Origin of the sequence: Lysinibacter cavernae, from assembly GCF_011758565.1 — a bacterium.
In the GTDB taxonomy this organism is placed as follows: Bacteria; Actinomycetota; Actinomycetes; order Actinomycetales; family Microbacteriaceae; genus Lysinibacter; species Lysinibacter cavernae.
This window is the reverse complement of sequence record NZ_JAAMOX010000002.1, coordinates 1-19,225: the sequence shown is the minus strand read 5'-3', so window position 1 is coordinate 19,225 and position 19,225 is coordinate 1. Positions and strand designations below refer to the sequence as shown.

Genomic DNA, 19,225 nt, shown 5'->3' with positions numbered 1-19,225 from the left:
GCTCCAGCCAAAGTGGCGACAAAGGTAGCACTAACATAGAGAGTGTGATGCGCCCAGATAGTACTAAGGACGCGGGGGTCGTCTCCCGCATGTTTGACGAGGTCTCGCCCCGCTATGACCTCACCAACGACGTGCTGTCCGTTGGTAATTCCCGTCTCTGGAGGGTGAGCACCACTCGCGCCGTTCAGCCACGCAAGGGCATGCGAGTGCTCGACATTGCAGCAGGAACGGGCACCTCAAGCGCCGCGTTTGCGAAGTCTGGCGCCCACGTTGTCGCCGCCGACTTCTCGCCTGGCATGATCGCCGTTGGGCGCGAGCGCAACGCGGGCAATCCCAACATCGAATTTGTCGAGGCCGACGCCACCAATCTTCCGTTCGAGGACAACAGCTTCGACGTGACCACAAGCTCCTTCGGGCTGCGCAACGTGAACGAGCCGAAACAGGCGCTCGCCGAGATGTTCCGCGTCACCAAGCCTGGTGGCCGCGTGGTCATCTGCGAGTTCTCGCGCCCGCCGGCCGCCATCATCCGTGAGCCCTACTTCTTCTACACGCAGAACGTGCTTCCTACGATTGCCGGCTTCATCACCGGCGCATCAGACGCATACGACTACCTCAACGACTCGATCCAGGAATGGCCAGATCAGCCTTCGCTTGCCGCCTGGATTCGCGAGGCAGGGTTTGAATCGGTTGAGTACCGCAACCTCACCTTTGGGCTGGTTGCCCTCCACCGCGGATTTGTGCCAACAACGCAGGCAACATCAACGGGCGATGGAACCGCCGGTGCCGCAGAAGAAGACAGGTAACGTGGAACAGGTGTCAGCTCTCGACGATCAGCCAGGCCAAGGCGCTGCCAGCTCCGACAATCTCCTGTCAGTGGCAGAGCAAGAGCTTTCCGACCGCGTTGAGCGCAATCTTGTGCTCATCGAAGAGGGACTGCGCAACGACGTATCCTTCACCTCGCCGGTTGCCGATGCTACTGCCAGATACCTTCTTGATGCCGGTGGCAAGCGAGTGCGGCCCCGGCTGACCCTCCTTGCGGCGGAGCTTGGCGACGGCGTGAACGATCAGGTGCTCGCAGCGGCCCGCGCCATTGAGATTACCCACCTGGCCTCGCTCTATCACGATGACGTCATGGATGAGGCGATGCTGCGTCGCGGCATTACGAGCGCCCACATGGCCTGGTCGAATAACGTTGCAATTCTTGCGGGCGACCTGCTCTTCGCGCGGGCGAGCAAACTGATCTCTACGCTTGGTGCCCGTGCCATTGAGCTCCAGGCAGATACGTTCGAGCGCCTGTGCCTCGGCCAGCTGCATGAAACCGTTGGGCCGGCCGCCGGCGAAGATCCCATCGAGCACTATCTCACGGTTCTTGCCGACAAGACCGGATCGCTGATCTCGTTGTCTGCCCAGATGGGTGTTGTTTTTTCAAACGCTCCGTCCGAGTTTGAGCAGCCCGTTGTTGACTACGGCAATAAGCTCGGTGTTGCCTTCCAACTCATCGACGACGTGATCGATCTTTCGCCCGCGGTTGACGAAACCGGTAAGCGAGCGGGAACCGACCTTCGCGCTGGCGTTGTGACGCTCCCGCTGCTCCTGCTGCGCAAGAGCGCGGAGACCAACGCCGCCGATGCCGAACTGCTTGCTTGCATCGACGCAGAGGTGCAGAAAGCCATTGCGGCCGAAGAGATCGCGGCGCTTGGCGGAGTCATTGAAGACCAGAATGACGAAGACTTCGACGCCGTGGTGACGGCGCTGCGCGAGCACGAGGTAACGCGCGAGACCGAGCGCGTTGCCGAGCGTTGGGGCAACGAAGCGATTGCTGCACTCGACCAGCTGCCTGAGGGGCAGATTAAAGACTCCCTCGTGAAACTGGCTGACACGATCATCCACCGCACGCACTAGGTCGTCGCTGCGGTGCACCCCTTGGTGCAGACGACCACACTGAACGAGCAGAACACAACAGGAGCGCTCTTCCGGGGCGCAGTAAAGGAAGACATGACGAAGCTCAGGCTTGCAATCGTTGGTGCCGGACCCGCGGGTATTTACGCCGCCGACCTCCTGGTCAAAGCCGAACGTGACTTCGACGTGTCAATCGACCTGTTTGAGCACCTGCCTGCGCCGTACGGGCTCGTGCGTTACGGTGTTTCTCCAGACCACCCGCGCATCAAGGGCATTATCAATGCCCTTCGTGAGGTGCTCGATGGTGGAGACATTCGTTACTTCGGTAACGTGCACTACGGCACCGATATCACGCTTGACGATCTCAAGAAGCACTACAACGCCGTTATCTTTTCGACGGGTTCCATCAAGGATGCCGACCTGAACATCCCCGGCATCGAACTTCCAGGCTCCTATGGCGCCGCTGACTTCGTGAGCTGGTTTGATGGACACCCGGATGTTCCGCGCACGTGGCCGCTCGAAGCCGAGTCGATCGCCGTGATCGGCAACGGTAACGTTGCACTCGATATCTCTCGCATGCTCATCAAGCACGCCGACGACCTGCTGCCAACCGAGCTGCCGGACAACGTGTACGAGGGGCTCAGCAAGAACCCGGTCACCGATGTGCACATCTTTGGCCGAAGGGGTCCAGCGCACGTGAAGTTCACGCCGCTTGAGCTCCGCGAGCTCGGTGAGTTGCGCGACGTCGACATGATCGTCTACGACGAAGACTTTGAGCAGTTTGATCCGGCGGCAGAGGCTGCCATCGCCAGCAATAAGCAGGTCATGGTTATCAATCGCGTGATGAACCAGTGGCGCGAGCGTGAGGTTGGCGCGGCATCCCGCCGACTGCACCTGCACTTCTACGCCAAGCCGCTTGAGGTTGTTGGCACCGACACGGGCAACGGCCCAGTCGTGAGTGCTATCCGTTACGAGCGCACCACGCCAGACGGTGAGGGTGGAGTAGTTGGCACTGGGGAGATTCGCGAGATTCCCATCCAATCGATCTACCGCGCCGTTGGCTACTTCGGCTCGCCCGTTGATGGCATCCCGTTTGACGATCAGCGTGGTGTGATTCCGAACAACGAGGGCCAAGTTATTGGTACCGATGGCGAAATTATGCCCGGCATCTACGCAACCGGCTGGATCAAGCGCGGTCCAGTTGGGCTTATCGGCCACACCAAATCTGACGCGATGGAGACCCTGAGTCACCTCACGCAAGACCAGGTGAACTGGTGGACTCCTGAGGATCCTTCTGAGCAAGGCGTGACCGAGCTGCTTGAGTCGCGTGGGATTGAATACACAACCGTCGAGGGCTGGCACCGTCTGGATGAGCACGAGATTGCTCGTGGTGAGGCTGTCGAGCGCCCCCGCATTAAGGTTGTGCCGCGCGACGAGATGATTCGTATTTCGCGCGAGGGGTAGCGTTCTCCGCGGCTGTTAACGATCGACCTGACCCAAATGAGTCTATTTTTGCGGGCAGAGTCATTTTTGCGTCAGGTCGATTGCGAGTCACGTGACGACACGAATTTCACGAAAGCACTTGTTAGGTAAGCCTGACCTAAGTTAGGATTGTGAGTGAGGGCCGGCTACCGCAGGTCGGCCCTCACCACAGTCTTCTGCTGTTCTATCCCTCACGATGGGAGTGCTTTGTTATGCCCGAATTGCCCCTGCCCGAATTCTCGCTTCCCGAGGTATCCGAGTTGCATGATGACACGGCGGTTCACGGCCACGTCGGCTGGAACCCTAAAACTGCCACCGACATTCTGATCGTTGGCGACGAAATGGATCTCCCCGAGATTCGTGACATCCTTGAAGCTCTGCCCGGCTGGGTCCGCGGACAGGTGTTTGTTGAGGTATTCGACCGCAACTTCGTTCGACCGTTCTGGGTTCCGCAGCATGTTGGTGTGACCTGGCTTGCTCGCAACGAGCGCGAAGGTGATCCTCTCACCGGGCGCTGCGCGGCGCCGGGTCAGGCCGCGGCTGTTGCGGCTCGCGCCTGGCTGAGCGAAATGCGCCCTGCGGATTCGGGCGTAGCCCTGCCGGAGCACTGCATGTGGATTGGTATCCGCCACAGTCCGTACAGTCGAGATCTGCAAGACGAGCTGCAAGCAAGCTACGGGTCGACGGCCTAGCCGCAGTGACCACCCGTTCATCGATCCGGAGTTGCGGGTGAATCTTGTGTGGCCAGCCGATGGTGGATTGAGCGCGAGACGATTCTAGAGATCCCTGCGGAGATTGCCGCTCTTGGTCGGGACGTCTCGGTTGACGGAACGCTTGTCGAAGAGTGTGCCTGTCTGCCCTGCGAGCGGGGTTGTTTCCTCTCGCAGTGCTCAAAAGTCTTGATTTTTCAATGAAATTGGCCGATTTACTACGCCTAGTGGTTGGGTGGAGGTCTGGACACTAGGTGTAGTGGTTGCGACACGCCGGGATGGGTTTGTGGACCAAAATATTTCCGTCCAGGCGGGCCTGTGGATAGTTTTCGCAACACGCCTGAGATCGCGCTGTTTTGGGGTCGTTCTGCTGTTGATGATCGGTGGATAACTCGTGGATAACCGGTGGAAAACTACATTCGTGTAACTACATCATCTAGTGGTTGTTCCGAATGTCGGAACCTATATGTAGTATTGAAGAGCGATGTTGGGTACACCCACAAACGCACGATCCTCGGGTAAATTACTTGACCTTTGGGGGTCAAGACAACCCACATATACAAGCCGAAACACTCACTTCTTTATTAGGGATGAATGCCATGTCGATTACCGTTTACACCAAGCCTTCTTGCGTCCAGTGCACCGCGACCTACCGCGCGCTCGACAACAAGGGCATCGACTACGAAATCCTCGACCTCTCCGTTGACGAGAAGGCGCTTGAGACCGTCAAAGAGCTTGGCTACCTGCAGGCTCCGGTTGTTGTAGCCGATGGTGAGCACTGGTCAGGTTTCCGCCCAGACAAGATCGAAGAGCTCGCTTCACGCTTGAGCTAAAACGAATCGAATTACTTCGCAGTTGGCAGGCGCGCGTCGGGTACACAGTCCACGATGAGCACACGTCTTCATTGCGAACCACAACGTTCAGGCGGCATAGCCACTCTGAATGAGATAACAGGTCTGAAGTTGCACCGATCAGGTGCCTGCCTCGGAAACGTAACTCTATAGAACAAATGGAGATGACTGTAGATGAGTAATCTGGTCTACTTCTCGAGCGTCTCTGGCAACACGCATCGTTTCATAACCAAGTTGGGCTTGCCTGCCCAGCGAATCCCGCTCTACCCCCGTGACGAGCCCCTCCAAGTGAAAGACCCTTACGTACTTGTTGTTCCCACCTATGGTGGGGGCCCGAGCACCAAAGCGGTTCCCAAGCAGGTCATCCGTTTCTTAAATGATGAGCACAACCGCGGTTTGATCCGCGGTGTCATCGGTGCGGGTAATACCAACTTTGGTGAGGCGTACTGCCTCGCCGGTGACATTATCGGCAGGAAATGTGCGGTTCCGCACATGTACCGCTTCGAAGTATTTGGAACTCCCGACGACGTTCAGGTCGTCCACGATGGATTGGAAGAATTTTGGAAACAACAGTAATCGATGCCCCCCAGAGCGGGCAGATGGATTACCACTCGCTCAACGCGATGCTCAACCTGTACGGCCCAAACGGAGAAATCCAGTTTGAGAAAGACCGTGAGGCTGCGCGCCAGTTCTTCTTGCAACACGTCAATCAGAACACCGTTTTCTTCCACTCGCTCTCCGAAAAGCTTGAATACCTCGTTGAGAACGACTACTACGAGAAGGCCGTACTCGATCAGTACTCCTTCGAGTACATTTCCTCGCTCTACGACCGGGCTTACGCCAAGAAGTTCCGCTTCCCGACGTTCCTCGGTGCGTTCAAGTTCTACACCTCTTACACGCTCAAGACCTTCGACGGAAAGCGCTACCTTGAGCGCTACGAAGACCGCGTTGTGATGGTGGCGCTTGGCCTCGCCCAGGGCGACACCAAGCTTGCCGACGCGCTCGTTGACGAAATCATCAGCGGTCGCTTCCAGCCGGCAACGCCAACCTTCCTCAACTCCGGTAAGAAGCAGCGCGGCGAGCTTGTCTCGTGCTTCCTGCTCCGCATCGAAGACAACATGGAGTCGATTGGACGCTCGATCAACTCGGCCCTTCAGCTCTCGAAGCGCGGCGGCGGCGTGGCATTTGCTCTGACCAACATCCGTGAGGCTGGCGCCCCCATCAAGAAGATCGAGAACCAGTCAAGCGGCATCATCCCGATCATGAAGCTGCTCGAAGACTCCTTCAGCTACGCCAACCAGCTTGGCGCTCGGCAGGGAGCCGGAGCGGTGTACCTCAGCGCACACCACCCTGACATCCTCAACTTCCTCGACACCAAGCGTGAAAACGCCGACGAGAAGATTCGCATCAAGACCCTCTCGCTTGGCGTTGTTGTACCAGACATCACGTTTGAGCTTGCCAAAAACGGCGAGGACATGTACCTCTTCTCGCCCTACGACGTTGAGCGCGTCTATGGCGTGCCCTTCTCTGACATCTCGGTCACCGAGAAGTACCACGAGATGGTCGACGACGCGCGCATCCACAAGACCAAGATCAACGCCCGCGAGTTCTTCCAGACGCTCGCCGAGATCCAGTTTGAATCTGGCTACCCATACATCATGTACGAAGACACCGTTAACCGCGCCAACCCCATCAAGGGCCGCATTAACATGTCAAACCTGTGCTCCGAGATCTTGCAGGTCAACACCCCAACGACGTACACCGACGACCTCGGCTACGACGTGATTGGTAAAGACATCTCCTGCAACCTCGGCTCGATGAACATCGCGGCCTCGATGGACGGTGGAGACTTCGGCAAGACCGTTGAGACGGCCATCCGCGGCCTTACCGCCGTGAGCAACATGAGCCACATCTCGTCGGTTCCGTCGATCGAAAACGGCAACGACATGTCGCACGCCATCGGCCTCGGCCAGATGAACCTGCACGGATACCTCGCCCGCGAGCGGATCTACTACGGTTCAGAAGAGGGCATCGACTTCACCAACATCTACTTCTACACGGTGGTATTCCACGCCCTGCGTGCCTCGAACCTCATCGCGATCGAGCGCAAGCAGACCTTCGACGGCTTCGCAGACTCCACCTACGCATCAGGTGAGTTCTTCGACAAGTACACCGATCAAGAGTGGCTGCCGGCAACCGAAAAGGTTGCGGGACTCTTCGAGACCTCAGGCGTGCACATCCCAACCCAGCAGGACTGGTCAGAGCTCAAGGCATCCATCCAGGAGCACGGCATCTACAACCAGAACCTGCAAGCGGTTCCGCCAACCGGTTCGATCTCGTACATCAACTACTCGACTTCGTCGATTCACCCAATCGCCTCGAAGATTGAGATCCGTAAAGAGGGCAAGATCGGCCGCGTGTACTACCCGGCTCCGTTCATGACTAACGACAACCTCGAGTACTACCAGGACGCCTACGAGGTTGGGGCAGAGAAGGTTATCGACACCTACGCCGCCGCAACCCAGCACGTTGACCAGGGCCTGTCGCTCACGCTGTTCTTCAAGGACACGGCGACCACCCGCGACATCAACAAGGCGCAGATCTACGCATGGCGCAAGGGCATCAAGACGATCTACTACATCCGTCTCCGCCAGCTTGCGCTTGAGGGCACCGAGGTTGAGGGCTGCGTCAGCTGCATGCTGTAAAGCCGACGGTTGGGGGCACAAGAGCGCTCCCAACCCAGCCCCTGCCCAGCGCAGGTGCATCGAACGTCACGCCACCGGCCATAAGCGCCTTCGCACAGAAACACAAAAGGACACAAAATGACTGAGAAGCTGAAGCTGATCGATCACGTACAAGCCATCAACTGGAACCGCATCCAAGACGATAAAGACGTCGAGGTCTGGAACCGCCTGGTCAACAATTTCTGGCTCCCAGAGAAGGTGCCGCTGTCGAACGACATCCAGTCGTGGGCAACGCTCACCGACGACGAGAAGACGCTCACCATGCGCGTCTTCACCGGCCTGACGCTGCTTGACACCATCCAGGGAACCGTTGGCGCCGTGTCGCTCATCCCGGACGCGATCACGCCTCACGAAGAAGCCGTGTACACCAACATCGCCTTCATGGAGTCGGTGCACGCCAAGAGCTACTCGTCGATCTTCTCAACCCTGTGCTCCACCCGCGAGATTGACGACGCATTCCGCTGGTCGGTTGAAAACCCGTACCTGCAGAAAAAAGCCAAGATCATCATGGACTACTACCGTGGAGACGAGCCGCTCAAGCGCAAGATCGCCTCGACGCTGCTCGAGTCGTTCCTCTTCTACTCCGGGTTTTACCTGCCCATGTACTGGTCGAGCCGCGCAAAACTCACCAACACGGCAGATCTCATCCGCCTCATCATTCGCGACGAGGCCGTTCACGGGTACTACATCGGCTACAAGTTCCAGCGCGGACTCGAGCGCGTCTCGCCAGAGAAGCGCGAAGAGCTCAAGGACTACACCTTCAGCCTCATGTACGAGCTCTACGAGAACGAGGTGCAGTACACGCAGGACCTCTACGACACCGTCGGTCTCACCGAAGACGTCAAGAAGTTCCTGCACTACAACGCCAATAAGGCGCTCATGAACCTCGGCTACGAGCCGCTGTTCCCCAAGTCGACCACCGATGTCAACCCGGCAATCCTGTCGGCGCTGTCGCCAAACGCCGACGAAAACCACGACTTCTTCTCTGGCTCGGGCTCGTCCTACGTCATTGGCAAGGCCGTGGTTACTGAGGACGAAGACTGGGACTTCTAACCATGACCAACACCGCCGGCACAACGGCCGCCACCGCACGAGCGGGGGTGGCGGTTGTGGCCGGCGGTTCTGGTTTTATCGGGCAGGCCGTCATCGCCGACCTCACGGCTCAGGGCTACCAGGTCCGCACCATCAGCAGGGCCGGCGGGGATGCTCGCTGGGGCGACAGCGCCGGCATCCAGCGAGTGATCGACGGTTCCGATCTGCTCGTTAACCTTGCAGGCAAGAGCGTCAACTGCCGCTACACGGATGCCAACCGCAACGAGGTCTTGCGCTCACGGGTTGAGACGACCAGGGCGCTCCGCGAAGCTATTGCTGCTTCGCCCGAACCGCCGGCGCTGTGGCTCAACGCGAGCACTGCCACTATCTACCGGTATGCGATGGGCCGTCCTCAGACCGAGGCTGACGGCGAGCTCGGTAAAGGATTCTCGGTCGACGTTGCTCGGGCCTGGGAACGCGAACTTTTTGAGGGAGAGCTGCCCAATACCAGGCGCGTCGCACTTCGGATGGCCATCGTCCTCGGCGACGGTCCTGCCACCCAGATGCTTGCAACACTCGCTCGGGTTGGTCTTGGCGGGCCGCAGCGCGACGGCCGCTGGTTCTTCAGTTCCAACAGGTATCGAGGCATCGCTCATGGAACCGGCTCAGCCGCGCATCCAACGACCGCTACTGGCCCCGACTGGCACGACTCCCGCGGACGCCAGCGGTTCAGCTGGATTCACACGGACGATGTCCTGCGAGCCATGTGGCACATCCGCGATACTCCAGCACTCGACGGAGTCATCAACCTCTCCTCGCCAAACCCTCGTGACAACACGACACTCATGCGCAGCCTCCGACGCATAGTGAAGATGCCCGTCGGCCTGACCGCCCACCGGTGGATGCTTGAGCCAGCCATGTTTGTGCTCAGGACGGAGCCAGAGCTGGTGTTGAAGAGCCGCTGGGTGCTGCCGGAGCGGCTCGTTGAGAGCGGATTTGAGTTCCGATGGCCGGAGCTCGAACCGGCGCTTCGCAACATCCTCAAACGCTAGGGCACTCGCCGCCGAGCAACACAACAAATGGTCTTGGGGCTAGACGCTTCCAGCGGGTGGCCAAACCCCGATGAGCAGCGCCATGATCATAATCGTGACGAGCTCGTGGGACACGTTGAGCACGGTGAGACCCGTTGGCCGACCGTCGAAGGCGTCGTGGGTGATGAACCGCGCTGCGGTGAAACCCGCCCAAAGAATCAAGCCGGTGAGCAGGGCGTTCACTAGGAACGAGCCGCCGTAGAAGCTCCAGCTGAGGTAGACGGCCCCCGCAAGCACCCACGCCGTTACAAAGCTGACGACGACGGTCACCAGAATTGGTTTGACGGCATCGCCAGCGTTGCCAGACGGGGTAACGTTGGCTGCCTTCATCCAGTAATTGCCAAAGACCTTTGGCGTGTACCAGACGGAACCCACAATCATGCTGGAGAGAGTTGCCAACAGCACGGCCCAGTAGTTAATGTCGGGAATCATGAGAGCACCCTTTCGTCGAAGGAATATGGTGTTTCATGCTACTGCTTAACGCGGCCTGTGCGTCACAGGCCAGCGTGATGTATTAGCCGGCGCAGCCGAAGTATTCGCGGTCCTCGTCAGGTAACTGGGCCCAGGACGGGCGGTCGCGGACATCGTTGACCACAACCCAGTTGTCATCAACCCGCTCGTAGAGCCCGCGGGGACCGTGCGCGAGATAATCGGTGAGCGCCGTCAACAGCGCGGTCACATCGCGCTTTGTAGAGCCAACACCAAAACTGACGCGAAGAGCCGGGCTGGTCTGCTGCAGCCTGGCGAGCAGCGGATGGGCGCAGAATTTGCCGTCGCGCACACCGATACCGTATTCGGCGGCGAGGACAACGGCTAAGTGACGGGAATCTACGCCGTCAAGAGAGAAGCTGACAACACCTACTGGGGCCTCTGAATCAGAGAAGATTTGCAGCACGCGTGCTTGGGGAATCTGACCGAGGCCGCTGATACAGGCCTCGCGCAGTTCGGCCTCGTGTTGGTACCACTCAGACGGATCAAGTTCGGCAAGCGCCTCGACGGCCCGAGCAAGACCGATAACCCCGAGCACATTTGGTGAGCCACCCTCATGGCGATGTGGCCCTGTGCGCCAACCCTGCTGCTCGGTGTCAACGGTTGTCACGGCCCCGCCGCCTCGAAGGTACGGCTCTGCCTTATCGAGCCAGTCGCGCCGGCCAACGAGCACACCAGCCCCAAACGGCGCGTAGGTCTTGTGGCCAGAGAACGCCAGGTAATCGATACCCTGTTCTCGCATGTTCACCCTGCGGTGGGGGACAAGCTGCGCGCCGTCAACAGCGAGCCGCGTGCCAAATTTGTGGACCACATCCGCGATTCGGCGAAGGGGGAGGACCTCTCCGGTCACGTTGCTCGCCCCGGTCACCGCGACGAGTGCCGCTGGCTGGCGGCGCAGTTCGTTCTCAAGCGCTTCGAGCGTTTCGTCGAGCGTGTCGAGCGCCGTGAGAACCCTGCGGCCGCGAGGGGACCAGGGGAGGAAATTGGCGTGGTGCTCGATGTCGAGCACAAGCGTGTCGCCAGGTACCGCGCTGGCAAGGAGATTTAGCGAGTCTGTAGTATTCCTGGTGAAGATGACAGGGTATCCGGCGGGAGCGCCAACAAAACGGGCGACGGTGTCGCGGGCGTTCTCATACGCAGTTGTGCTGATGTCGGAGGCATACCCCGCGCCACGGTGAACGCTCGCGTAGAGCCCGAGGGCTTCGGTCACTCGGTCGGCCACAACGCCTAACGCGGGCGCGCTTGCCGCGTAGTCGAGGTTGACGTAACGGGACTGTGAACCATCAAGCAGGGGCACCATAAGATCAGAGCCAGTGACGTCGAGCAGTGGCTTTGCCACTTCGATTACTGATGGGATGCTCATCATGCTCTCCTCTGCCGCTGGCTCACCGCGGGGCGCGGATGAGTACCCCAAGGCTAAGCCCGGTGGAATGAGGGCGCGAGAGGCGTCGTAGCATTTCGTCACGCGGCGTCATGAGGGGCCGTTCAGCCAGTTGACCGGCGTGTGGGTTACCCGCGAGCGTTGCGCTGGATAGCCCCAGTCATGGCCTCGAGGGCTCGTTCCAAGACCGGTGCCGTCGTGCCAAAGTTGATCCGGGTTGAGGCCGCAGAGGCAGACCCAAAATGACGACCGGGGTTGAGCGCTACTTTGGCTTCGCCAAGGAAAAAATCGTACGGATCGCCTGGGAGATCGGCCTCGGCAAAATCAATCCAACCGAGATAGGTTGCCTCTGGCGCGACCATTCTGGCCTCGGGGACAACGTCGTTGGCCCACGCGACAACACGATCTCGGTTGCCTCGCAGGTAGTTGAGCGTCTCGTCGAGCCACGGCCCGCCCTCGGAATACGCCGCAATCGTTGCCTCCATGCCAAGCGTTGTGGCACCCTGCGGGATGAGGTGGTGGATGCCGGCCCAAACATCCTGGTCGGCACTCGAACTCAAGATAACCTGCGCGCATTTCAGGCCTGCGATGTTCCACGCCTTTGAGGCCGCCGTGATCGTCACGGTATGCGTCGCGGCCTCGTCACTGATCGTGGCGTAGGGAACGTGGGCAGAGCCGTAGACAAGAGGAGCGTGAATCTCATCGCTGAGCACCCGGCCGCCGTACTGCGCAACGATCTGGCTGAGCCTGGTGAGCTCGGGCAAAGTGAACGCCCGGCCGAGTGGGTTATGCGGATTACAGAGGATGATCGAACCGGCACCGCTGGCGAATGCCCGCTCGATGGCATCAAAATCGTAGGCGGGGGAGCTCGTGGGATTCAGCATCGGAATCTCAATAACTTCGCGACCACTCTGCCGAATGACATCAAGAAATGGTGGGTATGAAGGTATCGGGAGTATAACTGCCGTGCCTGCCTCGGTAAACGAGTCGATCGCGATACGCAACCCGGTGAGCACGCCGGGCACGTCGTGCACAAAATCAGGATTGATGGCCGCCCCGTATCGGCGGCGATGCCACTCAGCCGTTGCAGCCTGTAACCGAGGATGGTCGGCAAGCGGGTAGCCAAAATTCTCCCGGCGGATTGCGGCTTCTAAGGCATCAAGAATCGGCGGCGCCGTTGGCAGATCCATTTCCGCAACCCAGAGCGGGAGCACATCTTCCGGGTAGGTGTTCCATTTGACGGTGCCTCGCTCCCGAAGCTGTTGAACGCTGGGCATTCGCTGCTCGAAGGCTGTCCGGATGGTGTGTCCTGCCACGGATGATGTCATGCGCTGCTTTCGTTTTGGCTCTGACTGACCTATACCCCGCCGCGGAGCGCGGTAATCGGCTCAATACGAGAGGCCTTCAACGCGGGATAGGTGCCAGCGATCAACCCGACAATACCACCGAGGGCGGCACCACCGATTGGAACCCAGATATCAAGCACTGGTGCCCACTCTTGCATAACCGAAATGACGACAACCGTAAAGGTTCCGAGGGCTGCCCCGATGAGCCCGCCGAGCAGCCCGGTCGTGACCGATTCCAATACAAACTGGGCGGCAATCTGCTTTCGGGTTGCCCCGAGGGCACGCCGGAGGCCAATCTCGCCCACTCGCTCCATGACGGAGAGCAGCGTGACGTTGGCGATACCAAGCCCACCAGCCAGGAGCGCAATGCCACCAAGCACGAGGAAGATCACGTCAATGTCGGCCTGGACACTCTCTTGCAGGTCGGTAGAGTTCTGGGGCGCAGCAACGGCAAATGCCTCTGGTCGGTTCGGATCGAGGGCGATTGGAGCTTGCTTGCCGACAACCTCTCCAGCGCCAACGGCGATGCGGATCTGCAGCTCGTCGAGCCCGGCCAGTCCGAGGTAGGTGCGGGCCGTGCTCACCGGCAGAACAACCGCGTCAAGGAGGTCTGAACGCCGTTTTACATCGTCGATAATTCCGATGACCGTATAGGATCGGTCGCCGATGAAAATAGATGGTTGGCTGTCAACGCGGTTGATGCCCAGCTGCTCTGCCGTGTTCTTGCCGAGTACAACGACGCGGTCTTCGCGGGCCTCGTGGCCGCTGTCGAAGAACCTGCCGGTCTGCAGCGTGCCGTGCACAACATCCATGAGTTCGGCGGTTGAGGCCACGATGCCTGGCTGAACCTCTTGAGAAGCCGCAGGGTCGTAGATCTCGGCGGCCGTGATGAGGTTGGTACCAGGGTCAACCTTCGAAACAAGGGCGGATGCTTCGACGCCGGCGAGCGAATCAACGCGAAGCGGGGCATCCCACGGCAAACGGCCGGTTGCCTTCTTCTCTCCGCCCCCGTTGGTGGCCTTTGCCGGCGTGACAACAACCTGAGTTGCCGCGACCGCGTCGAACTGGCGGTTGATTTGGTTTGCCGCGGTCTGGGCGAGGCCGACGGTGACCACGAGCGAGAGAATACCGAGCACCGTGCCAAGCAAGGTCAGCACCAGACGTGACGGTCTCGCCCCAACTCCCTGAATGGCCTCATTGATGAGGTCTCTGCGGGTGAAACTGTTTCTTGGCGGTTTGGACTTGCCGTTTGAGGTTTTGCTGCTCCTGCGGAAGAACCGTGGAACGGGAATCGAACGCTTGGGTGTTGACGCGTCCTGAGCCGCATCGGATTCGGTTTCGAGACGGAGTGCCTCAAGACCGAGCGCCTCGTCAAACAGATCGTCGACGCTTCCGGGAGTATCGGGGGAGGCAGGCGTGGTTGTCATTCGGCCTCCTCATTCAGGGAACCATTGACGATACGCACTGTTCGTTCCGCGCGCCCGGCTACTGCCGTATCGTGCGTGATAACAACGAGTGTGAGTCCCTCTGCGTGGAGTTCGTCAAAGAGATCCATCACCTCGCCGGAGTTGAGCACGTCGAGGTTTCCCGTTGGCTCATCGGCGAGGAGGATACGAGGAGACGTCACGACTGCCCTGGCAACGGCTACACGCTGGCGCTCTCCACCAGACAGGTTTCCGGGCAAAAAATCGAGCCGGTGTGACAGGTTGACCCGGTCGAGGGCCGCCAGCGCTCGAGGCTCGCGCTCGGCCCGTGGGAGACCGCTATACATGGTGCCAAGCAATACGTTGTCAAGCACCGTGCGGTTGGGAAGCAGATGAAAGGACTGGAATACAAAGCCGATGCTGCTGCCGCGAAGATGGGCGCGCTCGTCTTCGGAGAGCACGTTGGTATTGGCACCGTCGAGGAAGTAATCGCCGCTGGTTGGCCGGTCTAGCAGCCCGAGCAAATTCAGCATCGTCGATTTTCCCGAGCCGGATGGCCCAACAATCGACAGGTATTCGCCCGATCGGATCGTGAGGTTGCTTGCCCTGAGCGCGTGGACCGTTGGTGGCCCAGGGAAACTCCGCGCGACGTCAACAAACTCAACGACAGGCGGTTCCGAGGCGTCAGCGATCTGCTGCTCGGCACCGGTGAGGGTCAACGTCCCACCACAACTGGGTCGCCAGAGCCGAAAGCCCCGTCCTTGACCGCCTTCACCTCAACGTAACCGTCAGCGGCAAGACCCGTTTCGACGGTGATGAGCTTGGTCTCTTGCTTCTCCGCGTCAAGCAGCACCTCGATGCGGCTCTCTCCACCTGGGCCGGCTTGAACTGCGGCTAGGGGGACAGCTAAGACTTTTCCGTCAGTTGCAGAAACAGGAATGGTGACCTTCACGTTGGTGCCCTTGAGCGCAGTGAGCTGGGACTCAGTGAGATCTTTTGGCGCAAGCACTACGTCGTAGCTTGTGGTTCCCTTTTTGTCTCCCGTGCTCTTTTGCGGTTCGACGCTCACAACTTCTGCCGAAACTGTGCTGTCATCTGGGGCGGGGAACTCAGCTTTGGTACCGGGCTTGAGCAGCTCAGCGTCTGCTTTTGAGACGGTTGAGACGATTTGGAGAGTGGCGCCCGATACGGTCATAGCGACGCCGTTCAGTACGCCGCCTCGTTTGACCGATACTTCATCTACACGGCGGGGGAGGCTGTTGAGATACAGCACCTCACTTGCCGGCAATGAGGTGAGCGCTGATTCTTGTGCGTTGGCAAGGGCCTCTTGTGCCATGTTGAGTGCCGATTGGGCGGCCGTTACCTGGGCGATTTCTGCCGAAGTATCCTTTGGCGCATAGGCTATCGACTGCTGCAGTGCAGCAAGGGCGAGGGCATCGTTTGCCGCAGCGATGGCGTTTGGATCGCCGGCCGCGGTTGCGGTGTTCAGTGCGCGCTGTGCTTCGCGAACAGTATTGTCTGCCTGCGCCTGCTCCACGAGATTTGGTGCCTGGGCCTGTGCGAGTCCTGATTGGGCTTGGGCAAGGTTCTGTTGTGCGCTCTGGACGTCGTTTTGTGCTTGGGTGACTGGGTCGGCGCTACTTGCGCCGGCCGCAGCACCGGCACCGGAACCTGTTGACGTTGGTGGTGTATAGCCAACGCTCTCGTAGAGAGCCTTGACCCCTGCGGCCGTTGAGGAGTCATACATGTTGGAATCGAGACTGCCCGATTCGAAACCCATAGACGCAAGCGCCTGCTTCAGTTGGAGCACGTCGGGCCCGGAGAGCCCAGCGCGGAGCGTGCGATACACGGGGAGATCGCCCGGAAGCACGATCACGGGCCTGCCAACAACCTCAAGGGCGATTGAGCCGGGGTTGAAGATGGCTCCCGCCTCGGGAACCTGCCCTGTGACCACCGGAGAGCCTCCGATGTCACCGGTTTCAAGTTTGACGTCTACCGAATCGGCAAATTTGACGTCGCCGCGAGTCGTCACGGTGTTTGACACGACGCGTTCGTCGATAGGGACAGTGATAAGCCCCGGTGTTGGGGGCTCTGCATCTGCAAGCCGCCTGGGCTGGCGAAATGATGAATTTGGTCAGTACGATGCCTGCGATCATTGCAACGGCAGCGACACCGGCAATGACCCAGATGAGCCGTTGGCCGCTCAGCTTTGATGCTCCTACTGGAACGCGCTTTTTTGTTGCGCTGCCAGGGGTATCTGCGTCGGTTCCTTCGGTGGAAGGCGTTTCGCCCTCCACCAAAGGACCGGATGAATTCACGTTGAGAACCTCTGTGGGTGCATCGGACGATTCGTTCATTTGGGCCGATGCTTCGTCTGTGTTCGTGTCGGAGGCAGCCGAGGCAGCCGAGGCGTCTGCGGCGCCTGCGCGCCGACGAACGGGCTCATCAGAGTTCTTACGTGAAAACATTATTCGGTTCTACCGCTCGCTATTTTTTGCTTTTGGAATCGTCTTTGCCGTATTTGGCGACCATTGCGTCCAACTCGGTCTTGTGCTCAGCGATGAAGGCTTCTTCCAGCTCGAACTGCACGTCGAGCATGATGTTATCGAGGTCGAATTTCTTCGCGCAGTCGAAGTCGTCAACCGCCATAGCAATTTCCTTCTTCTTGAAGTCAGAGATCTCTTTCTCTGTCGGTGGTGTTGGCTCTTCGTACTCATCAGCCGGCTCTTCAGTGCTGAACGAGGTTACAGCCCCTCCTTCGCCATCGACGATCATTCCGCCACCACCCTGGAGCTCATTGAGCGCATTCCAGATTTCGTTGGACGCATCACTGCGCTCCTTGAGGTCGCTGTGTCCCGCGTCGGCCATGCAGGAGGACCACTCTTTAGTGACTTCCTTAACCCGCTTATCGCTGTTTGTCTTTTCGTACAGGGCCGACATCGAGTTCATGAGATCTTGATTTGCTGGGTCGCTCCAGGGGTCATCGTTGCCCTGGTTGTACACCTCGTGCTGCGCGAGACCGTAACATCCCTGTTCTTCCCAACTCGGAGAAATGTAGCTGCCGTCTTCCATCGCGGCTTCCATCTCGGCCTGTTCTTCTTCCGTTGGCATTTTCCCGTTCAACGCTTCGTAGTACGCGTCGCGTTCGGAATCAGAGAGACCGTCAAGGTAATCCTGGTTCGGGTCGACGTAATCTTCGCCGCTCGAGTCGCCCATCATCTCGAGGTTCTGGCTCGCGCCGTAGCCATAGGTCTCAGCGTATTTTCGCGTGCCGTATTCGACCCCGTCTTCGTCGCCTCCGAAGGTAATGCTGCCGTTATTTGAGGTCGGCTTGTAGTCAAAGCCTTCGTCTTTCATGCATTCGGCTACGACCTCTTCAGACTTGACATTAAGCGCGTCAAAATCGGCGTCTTCAAAGCCGGAGAAGGTGTTGAGCTGCTCCCAATACTTCGAGAGCGGACTGTTTTGAGCGCGCTCCATGTACGACTCATTGGAGTCGTCGGAGCCGGTGCATCCGGACAGAACGAGGACTGCGCTCGCTGCAACTGCGGCAGCGGCGAGGAGGGGATGTTTCATTGGTGTACCTCTCAGTGACACACGGCTGTGTGGTGTTGGACTTTGGGGTGCATCGATGGAAGGGATGACCGGTGATGCGGAAACTGCAACCGCTGGAGAGCGGCAAAGATCGATGTGGTGCGAGTCTTTGTTCACAAACTTATAGGGGGCGAGTTCAACAAAGCCGTCTTCGCGGTGACTTCACACCATATTCTGAGGATGCTGTGGCCAGTCGATGGGCTCGCCGAGAATCAAAAACGTTGCTGCGTATGACAAACGCGGTCAGAACAGAATCTCGGTATCCTTTGCGCGTCGATAGACTTTTGGCTGGGGAGATCTCAAGGAGAATTATGAGCACAAACGAGTTTGTCGACGTTGTTGTCATCGGTGGCGGGCAATGGCTCAGCTGCGGCTTGGCAGCTCAGTCAGCGTGGTCGAGAGGTTGTGTTGCTTGAGCGGTTTACGCCTGGGCATAAAGAGGGTGCGTCGCACGGGGCGTCCCGAAACCTCAATCTCAGCTACTCTGAACCCAACTACCTCTCGCTGTTGCAGCGAGCCGTTCCCCTGTGGTCGGAGTTGGAACAAGAAACTGGCACCTCGGTATTTGACGAGGTTGGTGTTGTGACGCACGGTGCGCATCCTTCGCTGACTGGAGTCCGCGACGCGCTAGACGCTCATGGCTTTGCCGCCGAAATCCTCTCTGCGGAGGCCGCCAGTGAACGCTGGGGCGGTATGCGATTTGAGACGGATGTGCTGTGGACCCCTCAGGCAGGGCGCCTCAACGCTGACGTCTCCGTGCCGCGATGCAGGAGGCTGCTGCTGAGCGCGGGGCCGACATTCGTCACGGCGTCAGGGTCGAAAGCATCCGCGTCGCGGCGGATGACCGGGTGGTGGTGACCCTCGACGGAGGAGAGACGATTACGACGTCGAGTGTCGTCGTCGCCGCAGGCGCATGGACGCGCTCGCTCCTCGAAGGCATCGTCGACCTTCCGTCGCTTGTTGGTTACCCAGGAACAGCCGGCTCATTTTCAGCTCGTGGATGCGTCCAACGCCGAAGCCTTCGCGACGGATTGGCCCGGTTTCAACCACCTGCCAGGTGGGAGCGACGAATGGTGGTACTCGAACATCTACGGGATGTACACGCCTGGCGAAGGCATCAAAGCTGGCTGGCATGGCGTTGGGCCGGTTGTGGATCCTGACCACAGGGACTATCAGCCTGAA

General features: G+C 59.2%; 16 protein-coding genes and 2 pseudogenes. 11 read left to right on the top strand and 7 right to left on the bottom strand.

Annotated features, from left to right (window positions below):
• Nucleotides 1-47: 47 nt before the first annotated feature.
• The 9 genes from FHX76_RS09625 to FHX76_RS09585 all read left to right on the top strand — a co-directional run bounded on the left by FHX76_RS09625 (nucleotide 48) and on the right by FHX76_RS09585 (nucleotide 9,770).
• Nucleotides 48-803: a class I SAM-dependent methyltransferase gene (locus tag FHX76_RS09625; RefSeq protein ID WP_167151611.1), complete on the top strand. Its 756-nt coding sequence runs from the start codon at nucleotides 48-50 to the stop codon at nucleotides 801-803.
• Nucleotides 769-1,902, top strand: a complete 1,134-nt coding sequence (locus FHX76_RS09620; protein WP_167150496.1) for a polyprenyl synthetase family protein — start codon at nucleotides 769-771, stop codon at nucleotides 1,900-1,902. Before FHX76_RS09625 ends, FHX76_RS09620 begins: the two co-directional genes overlap by 35 nt.
• Before the next feature lie 93 nt (nucleotides 1,903-1,995).
• Complete coding sequence (locus FHX76_RS09615; RefSeq protein WP_167150495.1) at nucleotides 1,996-3,363, top strand: FAD-dependent oxidoreductase; 1,368 nt, start codon at nucleotides 1,996-1,998, stop codon at nucleotides 3,361-3,363.
• Between the two features lie 230 nt (nucleotides 3,364-3,593).
• A complete protein-coding gene (locus tag FHX76_RS09610) occupies nucleotides 3,594-4,073 on the top strand; it encodes an SIP domain-containing protein (RefSeq protein WP_167150494.1) in 480 nt (159 codons plus the stop codon).
• 617 nt (nucleotides 4,074-4,690) lie between these two features.
• A complete protein-coding gene (nrdH, locus tag FHX76_RS09605) occupies nucleotides 4,691-4,924 on the top strand; it encodes a glutaredoxin-like protein NrdH (protein ID WP_167150493.1) in 234 nt (77 codons plus the stop codon).
• 192 nt (nucleotides 4,925-5,116) lie between these two features.
• The gene (gene nrdI / locus FHX76_RS09600) at nucleotides 5,117-5,518 is read left to right on the top strand and encodes a class Ib ribonucleoside-diphosphate reductase assembly flavoprotein NrdI (protein ID WP_167150492.1); all 402 of its coding nucleotides are present in this window, start codon (nucleotides 5,117-5,119) and stop codon (nucleotides 5,516-5,518) included.
• 23 nt (nucleotides 5,519-5,541) lie between these two features.
• Nucleotides 5,542-7,647 (top strand): class 1b ribonucleoside-diphosphate reductase subunit alpha, encoded by a 2,106-nt coding sequence (gene nrdE, locus FHX76_RS09595; RefSeq protein WP_167151609.1) that lies wholly within the window; start codon nucleotides 5,542-5,544, stop codon nucleotides 7,645-7,647.
• 117 nt (nucleotides 7,648-7,764) lie between these two features.
• Nucleotides 7,765-8,739 carry a class 1b ribonucleoside-diphosphate reductase subunit beta gene (nrdF, locus tag FHX76_RS09590; protein WP_167150491.1) on the top strand — a complete coding sequence of 325 codons (975 nt, stop codon included), beginning with the start codon at nucleotides 7,765-7,767 and terminating at the stop codon, nucleotides 8,737-8,739.
• Nucleotides 8,740-8,741: 2 nt separating this feature from the next.
• Nucleotides 8,742-9,770, top strand: coding sequence for an epimerase (locus FHX76_RS09585; RefSeq protein WP_167150490.1), 1,029 nt, complete (start codon nucleotides 8,742-8,744; stop codon nucleotides 9,768-9,770).
• A gap of 39 nt (nucleotides 9,771-9,809) precedes the next feature.
• Here the strand turns inward: FHX76_RS09585 and FHX76_RS09580 are convergent, their stop codons facing one another.
• The 7 genes from FHX76_RS09580 to FHX76_RS09550 all read right to left on the bottom strand — a co-directional run bounded on the left by FHX76_RS09580 (nucleotide 9,810) and on the right by FHX76_RS09550 (nucleotide 18,025).
• Nucleotides 9,810-10,241, bottom strand: coding sequence for a DUF1761 domain-containing protein (locus FHX76_RS09580; protein ID WP_167150489.1), 432 nt, complete (start codon nucleotides 10,239-10,241; stop codon nucleotides 9,810-9,812).
• A gap of 82 nt (nucleotides 10,242-10,323) precedes the next feature.
• Nucleotides 10,324-11,664, bottom strand: a complete 1,341-nt coding sequence (locus FHX76_RS09575) for an aminotransferase class V-fold PLP-dependent enzyme (protein WP_208402644.1) — start codon at nucleotides 11,662-11,664, stop codon at nucleotides 10,324-10,326.
• A gap of 143 nt (nucleotides 11,665-11,807) precedes the next feature.
• Nucleotides 11,808-13,007 (bottom strand): MalY/PatB family protein, encoded by a 1,200-nt coding sequence (locus FHX76_RS09570; protein WP_208402643.1) that lies wholly within the window; start codon nucleotides 13,005-13,007, stop codon nucleotides 11,808-11,810.
• A gap of 29 nt (nucleotides 13,008-13,036) precedes the next feature.
• Nucleotides 13,037-14,452 (bottom strand): ABC transporter permease, encoded by a 1,416-nt coding sequence (locus tag FHX76_RS09565; RefSeq protein ID WP_167150488.1) that lies wholly within the window; start codon nucleotides 14,450-14,452, stop codon nucleotides 13,037-13,039.
• Nucleotides 14,449-15,168, bottom strand: a complete 720-nt coding sequence (locus FHX76_RS09560; protein WP_208402642.1) for an ABC transporter ATP-binding protein — start codon at nucleotides 15,166-15,168, stop codon at nucleotides 14,449-14,451. The genes FHX76_RS09565 and FHX76_RS09560 overlap by 4 nt, the downstream gene beginning before the upstream one ends.
• Nucleotides 15,165-16,493, bottom strand: a complete 1,329-nt coding sequence (locus FHX76_RS09555; protein ID WP_167150487.1) for an efflux RND transporter periplasmic adaptor subunit — start codon at nucleotides 16,491-16,493, stop codon at nucleotides 15,165-15,167. Before FHX76_RS09555 ends, FHX76_RS09560 begins: the two co-directional genes overlap by 4 nt.
• A 443-nt stretch (nucleotides 16,494-16,936) precedes the next feature.
• A complete protein-coding gene (locus FHX76_RS09550; protein WP_167150486.1) occupies nucleotides 16,937-18,025 on the bottom strand; it encodes a hypothetical protein in 1,089 nt (362 codons plus the stop codon).
• A gap of 366 nt (nucleotides 18,026-18,391) precedes the next feature.
• Between FHX76_RS09550 and FHX76_RS09545 the strand changes: the two are divergent.
• Nucleotides 18,392-18,924 (top strand): annotated as a pseudogene (locus FHX76_RS09545) (FAD-dependent oxidoreductase); the annotation flags it as partial.
• Between the two features lie 79 nt (nucleotides 18,925-19,003).
• Nucleotides 19,004-19,225, top strand: a pseudogene (locus tag FHX76_RS16370) (N-methyl-L-tryptophan oxidase); the annotation flags it as partial.

Coding starts and splice junctions, on each gene's coding strand:
- nrdI (WP_167150492.1), top strand. CDS start 5,117: ATGAGTAATCTGGTCTACTTCTCGAGCGTCTCTGGCAACACGCATCGT.
- FHX76_RS09550 (WP_167150486.1), bottom strand. CDS start 18,025: ATGAAACATCCCCTCCTCGCCGCTGCCGCAGTTGCAGCGAGCGCAGTC.
- nrdE (WP_167151609.1), top strand. CDS start 5,542: ATGGATTACCACTCGCTCAACGCGATGCTCAACCTGTACGGCCCAAAC.
- FHX76_RS09615 (WP_167150495.1), top strand. CDS start 1,996: ATGACGAAGCTCAGGCTTGCAATCGTTGGTGCCGGACCCGCGGGTATT.
- nrdF (WP_167150491.1), top strand. CDS start 7,765: ATGACTGAGAAGCTGAAGCTGATCGATCACGTACAAGCCATCAACTGG.
- FHX76_RS09610 (WP_167150494.1), top strand. CDS start 3,594: ATGCCCGAATTGCCCCTGCCCGAATTCTCGCTTCCCGAGGTATCCGAG.
- FHX76_RS09585 (WP_167150490.1), top strand. CDS start 8,742: ATGACCAACACCGCCGGCACAACGGCCGCCACCGCACGAGCGGGGGTG.
- FHX76_RS09580 (WP_167150489.1), bottom strand. CDS start 10,241: ATGATTCCCGACATTAACTACTGGGCCGTGCTGTTGGCAACTCTCTCC.
- FHX76_RS09565 (WP_167150488.1), bottom strand. CDS start 14,452: ATGACAACCACGCCTGCCTCCCCCGATACTCCCGGAAGCGTCGACGAT.
- FHX76_RS09575 (WP_208402644.1), bottom strand. CDS start 11,664: ATGATGAGCATCCCATCAGTAATCGAAGTGGCAAAGCCACTGCTCGAC.
- FHX76_RS09620 (WP_167150496.1), top strand. CDS start 769: ATGGAACCGCCGGTGCCGCAGAAGAAGACAGGTAACGTGGAACAGGTG.
- nrdH (WP_167150493.1), top strand. CDS start 4,691: ATGTCGATTACCGTTTACACCAAGCCTTCTTGCGTCCAGTGCACCGCG.
- FHX76_RS09625 (WP_167151611.1), top strand. CDS start 48: ATGCGCCCAGATAGTACTAAGGACGCGGGGGTCGTCTCCCGCATGTTT.
- FHX76_RS09570 (WP_208402643.1), bottom strand. CDS start 13,007: ATGACATCATCCGTGGCAGGACACACCATCCGGACAGCCTTCGAGCAG.